Source organism: Armatimonadota bacterium (genome assembly GCA_031459765.1).
GTDB lineage: Bacteria > Sysuimicrobiota > Sysuimicrobiia > Sysuimicrobiales > Kaftiobacteriaceae > Kaftiobacterium > Kaftiobacterium secundum.
This window is the reverse complement of record JAVKHY010000022.1, coordinates 1-14,499: the sequence shown is the minus strand read 5'-3', so window position 1 is coordinate 14,499 and position 14,499 is coordinate 1. Positions and strand designations below refer to the sequence as shown.

17 protein-coding genes are annotated in these 14,499 nt (G+C 70.5%); 3 read left to right on the top strand and 14 right to left on the bottom strand.

Annotated features, from left to right (window positions below; all coding sequences use genetic code 11):
- The 4 genes from QN141_13890 to QN141_13875 form a co-directional block, all read right to left on the bottom strand.
- The coding region (locus tag QN141_13890) for a DUF47 family protein (GenBank protein ID MDR7559570.1) at nt 1-579 on the bottom strand (579 nt) is incomplete at its 3' end.
- 49 nt (nt 580-628) lie between these two features.
- A complete protein-coding gene (locus QN141_13885) occupies nt 629-1,099 on the bottom strand; it encodes a YbaK/EbsC family protein (GenBank protein MDR7559569.1) in 471 nt (156 codons plus the stop codon).
- A 13-nt stretch (nt 1,100-1,112) separates the two neighbouring features.
- Complete coding sequence (locus QN141_13880) at nt 1,113-1,520, bottom strand: CoA-binding protein (protein ID MDR7559568.1); 408 nt, start codon at nt 1,518-1,520, stop codon at nt 1,113-1,115.
- Between the two features lie 17 nt (nt 1,521-1,537).
- Nucleotides 1,538-1,717 (bottom strand): glutaredoxin family protein, encoded by a 180-nt coding sequence (locus QN141_13875; protein MDR7559567.1) that lies wholly within the window; start codon nt 1,715-1,717, stop codon nt 1,538-1,540.
- Between the two features lie 142 nt (nt 1,718-1,859).
- Here QN141_13875 and QN141_13870 point away from each other — a divergent pair, with 142 nt between their 5' ends.
- From QN141_13870 to QN141_13860, 3 genes are all read left to right on the top strand, one after another.
- Complete coding sequence (locus QN141_13870) at nt 1,860-2,417, top strand: ECF transporter S component (GenBank protein ID MDR7559566.1); 558 nt, start codon at nt 1,860-1,862, stop codon at nt 2,415-2,417.
- 53 nt (nt 2,418-2,470) lie between these two features.
- Entirely contained in the window at nt 2,471-2,617 is a 147-nt protein-coding gene (locus tag QN141_13865) for a hypothetical protein (GenBank protein ID MDR7559565.1), read from the top strand.
- A gap of 75 nt (nt 2,618-2,692) precedes the next feature.
- The gene (locus tag QN141_13860; GenBank protein ID MDR7559564.1) at nt 2,693-3,373 is read left to right on the top strand and encodes a haloacid dehalogenase type II; all 681 of its coding nucleotides are present in this window, start codon (nt 2,693-2,695) and stop codon (nt 3,371-3,373) included.
- A 21-nt stretch (nt 3,374-3,394) separates the two neighbouring features.
- Here the strand turns inward: QN141_13860 and merA are convergent, their stop codons facing one another.
- The 10 genes from merA to QN141_13810 form a co-directional block, all read right to left on the bottom strand.
- Nucleotides 3,395-4,813 (bottom strand): mercury(II) reductase, encoded by a 1,419-nt coding sequence (gene merA / locus QN141_13855; protein MDR7559563.1) that lies wholly within the window; start codon nt 4,811-4,813, stop codon nt 3,395-3,397.
- Between the two features lies 1 nt (nt 4,814).
- Entirely contained in the window at nt 4,815-5,198 is a 384-nt protein-coding gene (locus tag QN141_13850) for a MerR family DNA-binding protein (protein MDR7559562.1), read from the bottom strand.
- On the bottom strand, nt 5,135-5,887 hold the full coding sequence (gene pgl, locus QN141_13845) for a 6-phosphogluconolactonase (protein ID MDR7559561.1): 753 nt from the start codon (nt 5,885-5,887) through the stop codon (nt 5,135-5,137). Before pgl ends, QN141_13850 begins: the two co-directional genes overlap by 64 nt.
- Complete coding sequence (gene gnd / locus QN141_13840) at nt 5,884-6,801, bottom strand: decarboxylating 6-phosphogluconate dehydrogenase (GenBank protein ID MDR7559560.1); 918 nt, start codon at nt 6,799-6,801, stop codon at nt 5,884-5,886. The genes pgl and gnd overlap by 4 nt, the downstream gene beginning before the upstream one ends.
- 151 nt (nt 6,802-6,952) lie before the next feature.
- The gene (locus QN141_13835; GenBank protein MDR7559559.1) at nt 6,953-7,594 is read right to left on the bottom strand and encodes a superoxide dismutase; all 642 of its coding nucleotides are present in this window, start codon (nt 7,592-7,594) and stop codon (nt 6,953-6,955) included.
- Nucleotides 7,595-7,674: 80 nt separating this feature from the next.
- Nucleotides 7,675-8,379, bottom strand: a complete 705-nt coding sequence (locus QN141_13830; protein ID MDR7559558.1) for a DUF72 domain-containing protein — start codon at nt 8,377-8,379, stop codon at nt 7,675-7,677.
- Between the two features lie 96 nt (nt 8,380-8,475).
- Entirely contained in the window at nt 8,476-9,549 is a 1,074-nt protein-coding gene (locus QN141_13825; GenBank protein MDR7559557.1) for an ornithine carbamoyltransferase, read from the bottom strand.
- 14 nt (nt 9,550-9,563) lie between these two features.
- Nucleotides 9,564-10,847, bottom strand: a complete 1,284-nt coding sequence (locus tag QN141_13820; protein MDR7559556.1) for an amidohydrolase family protein — start codon at nt 10,845-10,847, stop codon at nt 9,564-9,566.
- Nucleotides 10,844-13,513, bottom strand: coding sequence for a selenium-dependent xanthine dehydrogenase (gene xdh, locus QN141_13815; protein ID MDR7559555.1), 2,670 nt, complete (start codon nt 13,511-13,513; stop codon nt 10,844-10,846). Before xdh ends, QN141_13820 begins: the two co-directional genes overlap by 4 nt.
- Nucleotides 13,510-14,499 (bottom strand): LLM class flavin-dependent oxidoreductase (locus QN141_13810; protein ID MDR7559554.1); only part of this gene is annotated, 990 nt, incomplete at its 5' end. The genes xdh and QN141_13810, both read right to left, overlap by 4 nt.

The window sequence follows — 14,499 nt, the reverse complement described above, 5'->3', positions numbered from 1 at the left end:
GACGTCTTTCCACTTCACGATGTCCCTGGCGCTCATCCGCCCCGCGAAGAGCCGCTCGATGGCGTCACGGAGGAGGTCGTCCACCCGGTTCTCCAGGCGGTGGAGGGCGCGCGCGTGGGGGAAGACGTCCTCCAGGTGACGCAGGCGGAGGGCCTGCCGCAGCTCCTGTGCCGACTCCAAAACCGCATCTCCCATCTCCCGCACCACGGGCAGCGCCCGACGGACGCGGTAGATCGTCAGGCGCGCCGCGGCGGCTTCGATGGCATCCAGGACGTCGTCCAGGTAGCCGGTGAGGGCCTTCAGGGCCCCGCGGTCCAGGGCCACCGGCCGCGGGGAGATGAGCAGCTCGAAGACGTCGCGCGCAATCGCGTCGCCCTTGTGCTCGAGATCACGGGTGGTCTGCCAGGCGTCCTCGACAGGGGTTTTGCCGTGGAGGGCGGCGACGAGCGCGGACGCGGCATCGAAGATGGTCCGGCCCATCTCCTCCAGAAGATCAAGCTCTTCTCCGGGCGGCGGCGCCGGAGCGATCTGTTCGGCCGGGCCGGTTGCGCCGTCGTCTCCGATCATTGCTCGCTTCACGATATCACGCCTGTGTGAAGCCTGTGCCAACCCTCGGCAAAGTCCCGGCTCAGGTCTCCTTGATGTCGGCGACGGCGGCCCCGGTGATCTCCCGCAGCCGGTCCGGGGCGATGGGGAAGACGGCGTGGGGCGTTCCGGCCGCGGCGTAGACCACCTCGTAGCGCAACAGATCCCGATCCAGGATGACGGGCAGCGGGGTGGCGTGCCCGACCGGCGGGACTCCGCCGATGGCGAACCCGGTGACCGCCCGAACGGTCTCGGCGTCGGCGCGTCGCGCGCTGTGGGCGCCGCAGGCCGCGGCCAGTTTGACCGGATCGACGCGGTTGGCGCCGGAGGCCAGCACCAGCACGGGCCGTCCGTCGGCCAGAAACACCAGAGACTTCACGATCTGCGCGACGCTCGTCCCCACGGCGGCGGCCGCCTCCGCCGCGGTGCGGGTGCTCTGGGGAAACTCTGTGATCTCGGCCGCCAGGCCTCTGGCCTGCAACGCCTCCAGGACACGCTCCGTGGCCGAAGACATCAGGGCCCCGCCGTCAGCCCACGAACCGGCGGTGGGCCACCATCATGCAGGCGCCGACCACAACCAGGAGCCCGGCGGCCCGGGCCCGGGCCGCCGCGGCTTCGTTTTCCGCGCCCGGCTGCATCCACACCGCTTTCGCCTTGATGGCGATGGCGTCGTCTACCACCTGCGGCACTTCCTCCGGCCGCCGGAAGATCTGCACCACATCTACCGGTTCGCGGATGTCACGCAGGCTGGCGTAGGCCTTCTCCCCGAGCGCCTCGCTGATCGTGGGGTTGACGGGAATGATGCGGTAGCCAGCCGCTTTGAGGTAGCTGGCCGCTTCATAACTGGGCCGATCGGGATTGTTGGAGAGCCCCACCACGGCGATCGTTTTCGCCGTGGTCAGGATCCTGCGCATCTCCTCCCGGTCAACGGCCATTACCGACTCCTCGCGGATCAGATACCCAACAGCTGCTCGAGCCGGGTCCGGTTGAACCCCACCACGGCCTCGCCGTCGATCACCGTCACCGGGGTGGCGAAAAAGCCCTTATCGGTGAGCTCGTTGAGCGCCTGCTCGTCCCGGCTGATGTCCTTCTCGACGTAATCAATGCCTTTCTGGCGAAGGAACTCCTTCACCTTGCCGCAGAACACTCAGCCCGGCTGCGTGTACACCACTACCGATTTCGGCATGGGACCTCTCCTCCACGCTCTCCTCGATCACTACTCCATTCCGCAATGCGATATTCCCTCGGATCGGATGCCAACCTAGAATGGACCCATGAGCACGCAGCAGCTGGTCTTCCTCGGCGTGGCGGGTGCGCTGGCCTTTCTGCTCATGGCCACGCTGCAGATTCCCGTGCTGCCCCAGGCACCCTACCTGCGTTACGACCCCAGCGACGCGGTGGCCCTGCTCGCCGGCGTCGTCTACGGCCCCGGGGCGGGCGTGGCCGTCGTTTTGGTCAAAGACCTCCTCTACCTGGTGTTCCGGGCCCGCGGGCCCTTCGGACCGCTGGCCGACTTCATCGCGGCGGCGACCTTCGTGGCCGCGACGGCCTGGACCTTCCGCCGGACCCGCGGGTCCTTCGGGGCCCGGTTGCTCGGGTCGGCCCTGGCCGGCACCGCCGCCCGGGTGCTGATCATGATCCCCGCCAACTTCGTCATCCTCCACCTGCAGTTCGGTCTGTCTCCGGACCGTGTGCAGGCCATGCTCCTCCCCATCCTCATTCCCTTCAACGCGCTGAAGGCCGCGGCCAATGCCGTGCTGGCCCTCGTGGTCGGCGAACCCTTCCTCCGTCGCACCAAGGGGATCCCGACGGACCCCGCGGGCCGCGCCTGAAGCGCAACTGTAATCCCGCCTACAGCGCACCCCCGTCGCCGGGGGCATCATGGATGGGCGCCTCGCGCGGGAAGGGGGTGAGCACCGTGGAACAGTCGAAGGAGAGGGGCCAGCCGATCCGGTGCCCGATGTGCGGTCTGCAGGTGGCCAACCAGACCGAGCTGGAAAAGCACGCCAGGACGGCGCATCCGAAGGCGTAGCAGAGCATCGGCAGGCGAGCCGCCGGGGCGTCCCGGGCGCCCGGCGGCTCTCGGCGTGGAGAAGGGGCGGCGACCGTGTCCGGATCCGTTCTCATCTTCGACGTGAACGAGACGCTGCTCGACCTGCGGGCGATGGATCCGCTCTTCCTGCAGGTCTTCGGCGACGCCGCGGTACGTCCTCAGTGGTTTCAACAGTTCGTGCAGAACTTTCTGGTGACCATCGTCGTGGGGCCGTACACCGACTTCGGGACCATCGGGCGGGGCGCGCTCGACATGGTCGCGCAGCGGCTGGGAAGATCCCTCGGCGAGGAAGACCGGCGGAGGATTCTTGGGGCGATTCGCGAGCTCCCGCCGCACCCCGAGGTGCACGAGAGCCTGGAGCGGCTCCGATCCGCCGGGTTCCGGCTTGGGACGTTGACGAACTCGACCCGGGCCGTCGCCGAGGCGCAGATGCGCAGCAGTGGCCTCGTCGGCCTGTTCGAACAGATCCTCTCCGCGGAGGAGGTTCGGCGCCTCAAGCCGGCGCCCGAACCCTACCGCATGGCCGCAGAGCGCTTCGGCGTGGCCGTCGGCCAGGTCCGTCTCGTGGCGGCGCATGCCTGGGATGTGGCGGGGGCCCTGCGCGCCGGGTGCAAGGCGGCATTCGTCGCTCGCTCCGGCATGGTGCTCGATCCAATCCAGCCCGCGCCGGACATCGTGGGGCGGGACCTCGCCGAGGTCGCGGCCGGGATCATCGCCACGGATGCGCCGGCCTGAGGCCGACGGGCCGGCGCCGCCTCACTCCGCGCAGCACGAGAGCCGCTCGACATCCTTGAAGAAGGACAGGGCGGCGATCTTCAGCGCCTCCGCCATCGTCGGATAGACGTGCACCATGTCGATGAAATCGTGCACGGAGGCGCCGAACCGCAGCGCCATCGCCGCCTCGTGGATGACTTCTCCCGCCTCGCGGCCGACCATCGTCACGCCGAGCACCTTCTTCGTGTCCCCATCCAGCACCATCTTGATCAGTCCGCGCGGATCCCGGACGGCGCCGGCGCGCGGGACGACGGACATGGGAATCGTCCCGCAGTGGCAGCGGTGTCCCCGCCTGTTCGCTTCCTCATCGGTGAGGCCCACGGCGGCGATCGGTGGGTCGGTGCGAGGAATCACCGTGTGATCGACCGCGCGCCGTTCGCCCGTGAGCGCGTTCCGCGCGGCGATCCCGCCGTCGTGGGCGCCGACCGGCGTCGCCAGCTGAGCCCCGGTGTGTCCGCCGATCACGTCGCCTGCGGCCCAGATGTTGGACGCGGTGGTGCGCAAGAAGGCGTCGACGATCACGAACCCTTCCGGGTCGCGCCGCACGCCGACGTGCTCGAGCCCGAGGGCATCCGTAGTGGGCGCGCGGCCGGCTGCGATCAGCAGCCGCTCCGCCCGGAACCGTACCGGCGTCCCCTCACGGTCGCCGGACACCAGGATACCCTCGCCGTCCCGCTGGACGCGCCGCACCGGCGTGCCGGTCTCGACCCGCACGCCTTCCTCGCGGAGGATCTCCGCGATCGCAAGACCGGCCTCGGGCTCGAAGCCCCGGAGCAGGCGGGGGCCGCGTTCCAGGATCGTCACCTGCGCGCCGAAGCGGTGGAACATCTGTCCCAGCTCGAGGGCGATGTAGCCCCCGCCCACGATGACGAGGGACCGCGGGAGTTCCCGCAACTCGACCTCTTCTCCGGAGGCGAGCAGATCGGAGGTCAGATACGGCACCTCGTCCAGCCCCTCGATCGCCGGGATCACCGGGCGGCTGCCGGTGGCAATCAGATAGTGGCGCCCCCGGATGCGCCTCCCGTTGACGTCGACGGCACCGTCGGGGGCGAAGGCGGCCCGCCCCTCGATGACCCGGATGCGTTCGGCGTCCGCGACGATCGACGCGTACTTCTTGTCGCGGTACGCTTCGACGACCTCGTCCTTCTGACGGATCAACCGGGTGAAGTCGAGCCCCAGGGCGGCCGGCCGCAGCCCGGGGTAACGGGGATGCTGCGCTTCCCAGTAGATCCGGGCGGCCTCGATGAGGTTCTTGCTCGGCAGGCAGCCGCGGTTCACGCAGGTCCCGCCGAGAGTGCGCGACTCGGTCATAATCGCCGTGTGCCCGAGCTCGGCCGCCCGCAGCGCGGCGGCAAACGCCGTCGATCCGGAGCCGAGGATGACGAGATCAGCCTGGTCCATCCTATGCCCTCCCGGGGCGGCGCGCCCCGCGGCGGAACTGCGCGATGATCTCAAGGCACGGGCAGTCGACGGCGGCCTGCGCCTCCGATGGAAGGCGTCGCTTCAGCTCCCGCTGCAGCCGATGGAGGTCCGTGCGCAACGCCTGCAGGTCGGCGATCTGGGATTCGATCCGATCGATGTTGGCCGCCACCAGATTCTGCACGTGACGGCAGGGCGCCGACCCCTCGTCACGTACGGCCAGGATGTGGCGGATGTGGGCCAGGGCGACGCCCAGGCCCCATACCTGTCGAGATAGGCCCGCTGGTCGGTATCGGACGGCCGTCAGGGAATGTCGGCGCGGGGGACTTCGGATCCGAGTTTCGCGGCGGCCTCGGCGTCGAGCCACCAGGTGACCGCGCCCGACCGGGGGGAGACTCCGACCGCGGGGATCTCGTCGGCCGTGGTGCCCGGGGCCAGGGCGCGGCGCACGGCGTCCGCCTTCGCCGCTCCGGCCACCAGAAAGACCACTTCCGCGGCTTTATTGAGAAGCGCAAAGGTCATGGTCACACGCCGCGGGGGATGGGCGGGCACGGTGGCGGCGACGATCCACCGCCGACGCTCGTAAAGCGCCGGATGGCCCGGGAACAGAGAGGCGACGTGCCCGTTGGCCGCCATGCCCAGCAGGAGGATGTCAAACCGGGGCGGGCGGGTCCCGAAGTAGCTGCGGATCAGGGCCTCGTAGGCCTCCGCCGCCTCGGCGGGATCGGCGTACTGCGTCGGTATCGGATGGACGTTCCCGACCGGTATGGCGATGCCGTCCAGCAGCGCCTCTCGCGCCAGGCGGTAGTTGCTCTGCGGATCGTCGTAGGGCACATACCGTTCGTCGGACCAGAAGAGATCGACCTGCGGCCAGGGGATTCGATCTGCGAAACGGTCGCGCAGTAGCTCGTACAGACGCCGGGGCGTGCGTCCGCCGCTGAGCACGAAGGAGCAGCGGCCCTGCCGGGCGGCGGCAGCGGCGATCCGGGCGGCCAGGATCTCGGCGACCGCGGCGCTGAGCGACTCCAGGTCCGGCCGGATATGGACCGGCCTCAAGACGGCTCCCGCCGGAACTCGTGCCCTCCGAACTGGAAGCGCATCATCGCCAGCAGGCGGTCGGCGAAGGAATACTCATCGCGGGAGCGCAGGCGCTGCTGCAGGGCGAGGGTGATCACGGGAGCGGGGACGTCCAGATCGATGGCTTCGGTCACCGTCCACCGCCCTTCGCCGGAGTCGGCGACGTGGGGGGCCACCGCCTTGAGATCCTGGTCGCCGGCCAGAGCCTGCGCCGTGAGGTCGAGCAGCCAGGACCGCACCACGCTCCCGTAGCGCCAGATCTCGGCCACCTGGTGGAGGTCCAGGCGGAACTCCTCTTTGTGCTTCATGATGGCGAAACCCTCCGCGAGGGCCTGCATCATGCCGTACTCGATCCCGTTGTGCACCATCTTGACGAAGTGGCCGGCTCCGTGGGGCCCGACGCGTCCCCAGCCGCGGTCGCGGCCCGGGGCCAGGGTCTCAAAAATCGGACGCAGCAGCTCTACGACCTCCGGCTCCCCGCCGATCATCATGCTGTACCCTTCGGTGAGCCCCCAGACGCCACCGCTCGTCCCCACGTCCAGGAAGCGCAGGCCGGCCTGGCGCAGCCGGGCGGCCCGCCGCAGCGTGTCTCGGTAGTAGGAGTTGCCTCCGTCCACGACGATGTCGTCGGGGGCCAGCACGGGGATCAGCCCGTCCAGCATCCGATCTACCGCCTCTCCGGCCGGGATCATCAGCCAGACCGCGCGCGGAGGCCGCAGCTTCTCGGCCAGCAGGGGCAGCGTCGTCACGCCCTCGGCCCCCAGATTCAGGCGCCGGATCCGCTCCAGCCCCTCCGGCCGGCGCGCGTATCCCACCACGCGGTGCCCTCCGCGCAGCAGGCGCTCGGCCATGTTCCCGCCCATGCGCCCCAGCCCGATCATCCCCAGCTCCATGACCCGACTCCTCTCCGACCTCTCTTCGCCTCCGTCCGGGTTCCGGTGTCAGGAACGTCGCGGCACGGTGGCCGATTCCTGCGCAGACAGCGACGGCCCTGCAGGAGGCGTTCCTGCAGGGCCGTGACTCCGCCGCCCGGGCCGCGCGGGTCTAGCCCGCCCTCACCCCCGCGCGCTGCCGGGCCTGTTCGTAGGTCTCGGCGACCCGGGACCAGTTCACCACGTTCCACCAGGCCTTCAGGTAGTCGGCGCGGCGGTTCTGGTACTTCAGGTAGTAGGCGTGCTCCCAGACGTCCACACCCAGGACGGGCAGGAGGCCTTCCATGACGGGGTTGTCCTGGTTGGCCGTGCTGAGCACCTTGAGCTTCCCGCCGTTGTCCATCGCCAGCCAGGCCCACCCCGAGCCGAACCGGGTCATCCCGGCCTGGGTCAGGGCCTCTTTGAACTTGTCCACGGAACCGAACTCCGCCGCGATGGCCTGGGCCAGCGCGCCGGAGGGCTCCCGGGCTCCGCCGGGGGTCATCCACTGCCAGAAGAGGGTGTGGTTGTAGTGGCCGCCGCCGTTGTTGCGGACGGCGGTCTGGATCTCCTGGGGCAGTGCGGACAGCGTGCGGAGGAGCTCCTCGACTTCCTTCCCCTGGAAGGCGGGGTACTTCTCCAGCGCCGCGTTGAGGTTGTTCACGTAGGCGGCGTGGTGCTTGCCGTGGTGGATCTCCATGGTCAGGGCGTCGATGTGGGGCTCCAGCGCGTTGAAGGGATAGCCCAGATCGGGAAGCGTGAACGGATACGGCATGCGGGGACCCTCCTTGGAAATGGGAAGTGCCGAGTCCAGTTTCTGCCCCCCGCGGCGGGGCTGTCAAGGGCCCGGGACGATCACCGCGGCGGGCGCGGCGAAGGCGGGGCGCCCGGCGCGCGCCGCGTTGAGAGGAGGGCGACGAACCGGCGGGCGTCCTCCCACATCGCGATGTTGTTGAACAGGACATAGGTCTCGCCGGCGCAGCGGGCGGCCAGCGCCCGCAGGTCGGCATCGGTGTACCGGTAGCGGTATCCGCCGATCCCGTGGAGCCGGTAGTAACGGGGACGGCCGTACAGCGCCCGCGTCGCCAGCGGATCCACCGTGTGGATGAGGTCCAGGTCGCGGCAGAGACCGCGGACCAGGTCGGGCGGCCAGGGGCCCCGAGGTTCCCAGGCGAAGCGGAGGCCTCCGCGCTCTGCGCGTTCGAAGAACCGCTGCAGCCGCCGGACGTGCTGTGGGGTCGGCGTGAAACTCGCCGGGCACTGGAAGAGCACAAGACGCGCCCGCAGGAGCTGCGCGATCTCACGCGTCCGGGCCCACGCCTCCGCGACCTCCTCCGTCGGAGCGAACCCGCCGTATCGGTCCCGGTGCGCCTCCGGGATGATGCGCCCCAGCCGGCGGTAGGTGGGGCTGGTCGGCGGATGGGTGATGAGCTGCCAGGCCTTCAGGGTGAACTCGAAGGCCTCCGGGACCTGGGATCGCCAGCGCGCCGCCGTCGCCGGCCGTGGGGGCCGGTAGAAGGTCTGCTGCACCTCCACCACGGGCAGCTCGCGCGCGTACATCTCGAGGCGCCGGGGAAATCCGCAACACCCGATCCGCAGCGGCGACCACCCGGACATTGCCCCGCACCGCCCGATCCGGTGCGCCCCGCGCCCACCCTAGCGCCGGTGGGCAAACCCTGTGCGACGGCGCGTCCGTGCTCTCCGGCGCTCCTCCCCGCGCCGGGCAAATCCTCCCATGGTGAGCGCCAGCAGCGCCTTGGCGGTGTGCAGACGGTTCTCGGCCTGCTGGAAGACCACGGACTGCGGGCCGTCGATGACCTCGTCGGTCACCTCGTAGCCGCGGTCGGCGGGGAGACAGTGCATGTAGATCGCATCCCTGGCGGCCAGCGCCATCCGCCGGCGGTCGCAGATCCAGGAGGTGTACTTCGCGTTGAGGGCCAACGCCTCGCGTTCGTTGCCGAAGAGGTGCTCGGCCCCCCAGGACTTGGGATACACGACCTGGGCGCCCCGAAAGGCCTCGTCCATCTCCTCGATCTCGGTGATGCGCCCGCCGCCCTCCGCGGCCAGGCGGCGCGCCCGCTCCATCACGTGGGGCATCAGGCGGTACTCGGGAGGCCGGGCGATGACCAGATCCGCCCCGAACCGCGGCAGCAGCAGAGCCAGCCCCTGAGGCACGCTCATCGGTTTCGCGTAGGACGGCGAGTAGGCCCAGGAGACGCAGATCCGCATCCCGGAGAGGTCCCGGGTCCCGAACACCTCCTCGATGGTCATCAGGTCGGCGAGCTGCTGCGTGGGATGGTCTTCGTCGCACTGCAGGTTGATCACGGGGACGGTGGCGTGGTTCGCCACCTCGCGCATGTAGGCGTTGCCCTGCCCGGGGATCTTGTCGTGGCGGATGGCAATGCCGTGGCCGTAGGAGGAAAGGATGATCCCCATGTCGCGCGGCGACTCCCCGTGGGCGATCTGCGAGGTGTTGGCGTCGATATAGTGGGCGTGCCCCCCCAACTGCGTCATCCCCGCCTCGAAGGCGTTGCGCGTGCGGGTGGAGAGATCCAGAAAGATCATGAACAGCGTCTTGTCGGGCAGGAGCCGGTGCGGCCGCCCGGCTTTGTAGGCGGCCTTGAGCTCTTCCGCCACATCCAGCGCCACGCCGACCTCTTCCCTGGTCCAGTCCGCCGTGGAGATGAAATCTCTGCCGGTCAACGCCGACCGGGCGGTCCTCCTCATCATGCCTGTGCCTCCCTTCAGAACGCCTCCATGCGCCGCCACAGCCTCGGGGCGGCCTCGCGGCACCGCGCGGCGAGGGCCGCCTCGTCCACCAGTTGATGCCGCCGGTCGCGCACCACCCACCGGCCGGCGACCATCACGTCCCGCACCCCGGCCGCGCCGAAGGCGAAGACGAAGTGTCCGGCGACGTTCGCCGCCGCCATCGGCGTGGGCGGCCGGTAGTCGAGCACGACCAGATCGGCCGGGGCGCCCGGCCGCAGCGTGCCGAGGAGCGGCTCCCCGAAGAGGGCGCCGGCAAGGACCGCCCCGGCGGTCAGGCGCTCCACGGCGAACCCGGGGCCGACCTCCCGCGACGCTTCCCGCGCCTTTAGGTAACAGGCCCGGGTTTCGCTGAACATGTCGCCGTCGATGCCGTCCGTGCCCAGCGCCACCCGGGACCCCATGCGCAGGACCGGGGCGTATCCCACCCCGTTGTTCATGTTCGAGCGGGGATTGTGGATCAGCCAGGCGCCGATCTCGCGCACCAGGCGCTGTTCCTCCTCGTCCAGGTGAACACCGTGGGCCACCAGATCCCCTTCGCCCAGGGCCCCGGCCCGGGCCAGCCGGTGCGCCGTCCGCAGCCCGTAGCGCTCCAGGGCGTCCTGTTCGTCGCACTGATCCTCGGCCAGGTGAATGTGGATCGGCACCCGCCGCGTCCGCGCCTCTTCCACCAGGCGCTCCAGCGTCCGCGGGCCGAGGGTGAAGGAGGCGTGGGCGCCCATCATCCCGCGGACGAGGTCCCGCCGGTTCTCCCGCAGGAACCGCACGTTCTCGGCGATCCCCTGCCGGCCGCGGTCGGCGCCGTGACGGTCGGTGACCTCATAGCAGACCACCCCGCGCACCCCGGCCTCGGCCACGGCGTCGGCGACAAGGTCCAGGGAGCCGTCGATGGCCTCGGGTGAGGCGTGGTGATCGATGAGCGAGGTCGTGCCGGCCTTCGCCGCCTCCACCGCGCCGAGCAACGCCGACAGCCTGATGCTCTCCGGATCCAGGGCCCGGTCCAGACGCCACCAGATGCGCTCCAGGATCTCCGGGAAGCTCCGCGGCGGCTCAGCGGGCCCGGGCATCCCGCGGGCCAGGGCGGAGTACAGGTGGTGATGGGCGCAGACGTTGCCGGGTAGGACCAGGCAGCCGGAGACGTCCACCCGGAGACCCTCGGCGCCCGCGGGCGCGATGCGGCCGGCGGCGACGGCGAGGGTCCCGGCCTCCACCCGGCCGCCGGCCGGATCGACGAGGAGCCCGCCTTCCAGGAGCCAGTTCACGGGGCGGCGGGATGCCGGCCCGGCCCTGCCCCCGCGCCCTGCGCCCCGGCCCGGAGCACGGCGCGCGGACTTACCGCCTTCGGGTTGGCGGCGCGGGCCGCCGGGGTGTCCTTCATCGGCAGCCGGTTCCGCCAGCGGCCGTCGAAGGCGCGGACGGCGCCGGCCACGGCGCTTGCCGTGGGGACGAGCCCGATCTCCCCGACCCCTTTCGCGCCGTAGGGACCTTCCGGCTGGGGCTCTTCGATGAAGATGCACTCCACGGGCGGCATGCCGGCGGCGGGGATGATCCCCTGGGACTTCAGCGTCGGCGTCTCGATATACCCGCCCCGGACGACGAACTCCTCGGTGAGTGCGTGTCCCAGCCCCATGTGCACCGCGCCCTCGATCTGTCCCTCCAGGAGGTTGCGGTTCATCACCCTGCCCACGTCGTGGGCGGCGACGACCTTCGCGATGCGGCCCGTCTCATCCAGGATGACCACCTGGGCCGCCCACCCGTAACAGATGTGGGAGCGCTGCAGGTGGGGGTCGTCCATGGCCTGGGTGAGTGTGAAGGCCACTTCGCCCGTGAACTCCTGGCCGGCCAGCGCCCGCAGGTCGCCGCCGTCCAGCCGGGCCTTCAGCTGTTCGCAGGCACGCCGCACGGCCAGGCCTCCCAGGAAGGTGGCGCGGGAGGCCGTGGTCTGCCCGGTGCCGAACTCCCGCTCGGTGTCCACGGAGACCTCCACCCTGCAGAGGTCGACGCCATAGGAGGCCAGTTCCTCGCAGACGACCTGCTGCAGGACGGTGTGCACGCCCTGCCCCATCTCCGTCCAGGAGTGGCGCAGCAGGATGGTCCCGTCCGGGCGGATCTGGAGTGAGGCGAATCCGTACTCGGGCAGTCCGTTGCCCACCCCGACGTTCTTGACGGCGCAGGCGATCCCGGCATAGCGGGCGTTTCGGTAGACGTCCCTGACCGCCAAGAGGCACTGCTTCAGCCCGACGCCGGGCCCCAGGACCTGCCCCGTGGCGAAGGTGCCGCCGGGCTCCAGGGCGTTGATCCAGCGAATCTCCCAGCCGTCGATCCCGACCTTCTCCGCCAGGCGGTCCATCATGCCTTCCATGGCGAAGTTGGCCTGGTGGCTGCCGAAGCCGCGCATCGCCCCGGCCGGCGGGTTGTTGGTATACACGCAGTAGGCCTCGACGTCCACGTGGGGCACGTCGTAGGCGCTGCAGGAGTGGCCGCAGGCCCGCTGCAGCACCTTGTCGCCGACGCTGGCGTAGGCTCCGGTGTCGCCGATGATGCGCGCCCGCACCGCGGTGAGGCGCCCGCGCCCATCGCACCCCACGGTGTAGGTCATCCGCAGGGGATGGCGCTTCGGGTGCATGCGGATGGACTCCGCGCGGGACAGCGTGAGCCTGACGGGTTTCCCCGTCAGCCGGGCCAGCACCGCGGCATGGCCGGTGATGCCGAGGTCCTCCTTCCCCCCGAAGGCGCCCCCGTTGCTGACCAGCGTCACCCGCACGCGCCCCTCCGGCTCGCCCAGGAGCCGGGCAATCTGGCGCCGGTCGTCCCAGATGCCCTGCCCGCCCGAGAAGACGCGCATGCCCTCGGGCGTGTCGAAGGCCAGCGCGGACTCGGGTTCGAGGAAGGCGTGTTCGATGAACTGGGTCTGAAAGGTCTCGGTGACGACGTGGGCCGAGCGGGCCAGCGCCTCGTCCACGTTCCCACGCTTGATCCGCCACGTCTTGAGGAGGTTGCCGTGCTCGTGCACCCGGGGAGCGTCGGGCCGCAGCGCCTCCTCGGGGTCGGTCACCGGTTCCAGCACCTCGTACTCCACCTCGATCGCCGCCGCCGCGGCCCGCGCCTGACGCCGGGTGGCGGCCACCACCGCAGCCAGCACATCGCCCACGTACCGGGTGGTTTCGCCTTCGGCGATGAAGAGGGGCCAGTCGTTGTAGATGCAGCCCACATGGCGCTCGCCGGGAACGTCCCCGGCGAGCACGATTCTGACCACGCCCGGCATGGCGGCGGCTCTCGAGACATCGATCTTCTTCACCACGGCCCGGGGATGGTCGGAAAAGCGCAGCGCGCCGTGCAGCATCTCCGGCACGGTCAGATCGTTGACGAAGGGCTTCTCCCCCAGGGCCAAGGCCTGGGCCTCGTAGCGCGGCGCCCGGGAGCCGAGCCGCCCCTCCCACTGCAGGACGGGGCGTTCCTCCCCCGCCAGAATGCGGGCGGCCAGCAGGATGGCGTCGATGATCTTGACATAGCCCGTGCAGCGACAGAGGTGGGCGGCCAGCCAGCGGGCGACCTGTTCCCGGGACGGATGGGGCTCCTTCGCCAGCTGCGCCGCGGCCTTCACCACGATCCCGGGGGAACAGAAGCCGCACTGCGAGGCGCCGGTGGCGGCGAAGGCCAGGGCGAAGGCCTCGCGCTGCCGGGCGTCCAGTCCCTCCAGCGTGAGGATGGACTTCCCGGCGAAGGCCGCCGCCGGCTGGGAGCAGGCCACGCGGGCATGCCCGTCCACCAGCACCGTACAGCAGCCGCAGTACCCTTCCGGCTGGCAGCCGTCCTTCGGCGAGGTGATCCCGAGCCGCTCCCGGAGCACGTCCAGGAGGGTTTCGTCGGGATCGGCCTCGACGGTCACCGGCCGGCCGTTGACGGTGAAGGTGATCCGCTCGCTCATGCCGCCCTGAAGGTGTCGATCATCAGCTCCACGTCGTCGCCCAGCGGGTACAGCACGGGACAGGTCGCCCCGTGGGCGAGGTACTCGGCGACTTTCGCCCGGCACTCCTCCGGTGTCCCGGCGGCACTCACCATCTGGACGACCTCGTCGGGCACGTACCGGGAGGCCCGCAGAATCTCCTCGTGGGTAGCCGGCCAGTGAACGATCTCGTTGATCTTCTCGATCAGCGCCGGCGCCACGCCCGAGGCCTTCATGATATGCGGCTGCTGGCCCAGGTACTGGGTCAGCAGGAGGCGCGCCGCATCCAGCGCCCGGCTGCGGTCGCGGTCCACCGAGCAGACCACCAGCTGGGGCCGGTCGATCTCCTCCAGCCGCCGCCCGGCCCGACGGGCCCCGGCGGCGATCCGCTCCAGCGCATCATCATTGTACTTCGGCGACACCATGTAGTTCAGCAGGACGCCGTCGGCGATCTCGCCGGCCAGCTCCAGCATCTTCGGTCCCGTGGCCCCGATATAGATGGGGATGCGCCGCGGGGCGGTATCCCCGTGCACCACGTCGATACGCACCCCGTCCAGGTGCACGAACCGGCCGTGGTAGGTGACCTCCCGCAGGGTGAACAGCCGGCGGCAGGCTTCCACGGTCTCGCGCATGCACTGCAGGGGGTTGGTCCGGACGATGCCCACCTTGCGGGCCAGGGGATCCCACCAGGCCCCCAGGCCGAGGATGATCCGGCCCGGCGCCAAGTCGTCCAGGGTGACAAAGGTCGCGGCCAGCAGCCCCACGTTGCGCGTCCAGGTGTTGACCACCCCCGAACCGATGCGCAGGCGCTCGGTGTGCGCGGCGTAGGCCGCCATGGGCACGGTGGCCTCCCGCACCAGCCGCGACTCGGCCTGCCAGACGGCCTCGAACCCGCGGGCTTCCGCGTACTGCGCGTAGCGGATGCCGTCGCGGATCGGGTGCTTGTCCTGGAGGTAGAGGGCGGCGCG

What these genes read in the sequence shown, in the direction of transcription:
- QN141_13885 (MDR7559569.1), bottom strand. Translation starts at nt 1,099, where the DNA reads ATGTCTTCGGCCACGGAGCGTGTCCTGGAGGCGTTGCAGGCCAGAGGC.
- QN141_13880 (MDR7559568.1), bottom strand. Translation starts at nt 1,520, where the DNA reads ATGGCCGTTGACCGGGAGGAGATGCGCAGGATCCTGACCACGGCGAAA.
- QN141_13870 (MDR7559566.1), top strand. Translation starts at nt 1,860, where the DNA reads ATGAGCACGCAGCAGCTGGTCTTCCTCGGCGTGGCGGGTGCGCTGGCC.
- QN141_13865 (MDR7559565.1), top strand. Translation starts at nt 2,471, where the DNA reads ATGGGCGCCTCGCGCGGGAAGGGGGTGAGCACCGTGGAACAGTCGAAG.
- merA (MDR7559563.1), bottom strand. Translation starts at nt 4,813, where the DNA reads ATGGACCAGGCTGATCTCGTCATCCTCGGCTCCGGATCGACGGCGTTT.
- gnd (MDR7559560.1), bottom strand. Translation starts at nt 6,801, where the DNA reads ATGGAGCTGGGGATGATCGGGCTGGGGCGCATGGGCGGGAACATGGCC.
- QN141_13835 (MDR7559559.1), bottom strand. Translation starts at nt 7,594, where the DNA reads ATGCCGTATCCGTTCACGCTTCCCGATCTGGGCTATCCCTTCAACGCG.
- QN141_13830 (MDR7559558.1), bottom strand. Translation starts at nt 8,379, where the DNA reads ATGTACGCGCGCGAGCTGCCCGTGGTGGAGGTGCAGCAGACCTTCTAC.
- QN141_13825 (MDR7559557.1), bottom strand. Translation starts at nt 9,549, where the DNA reads ATGATGAGGAGGACCGCCCGGTCGGCGTTGACCGGCAGAGATTTCATC.
- xdh (MDR7559555.1), bottom strand. Translation starts at nt 13,513, where the DNA reads ATGAGCGAGCGGATCACCTTCACCGTCAACGGCCGGCCGGTGACCGTC.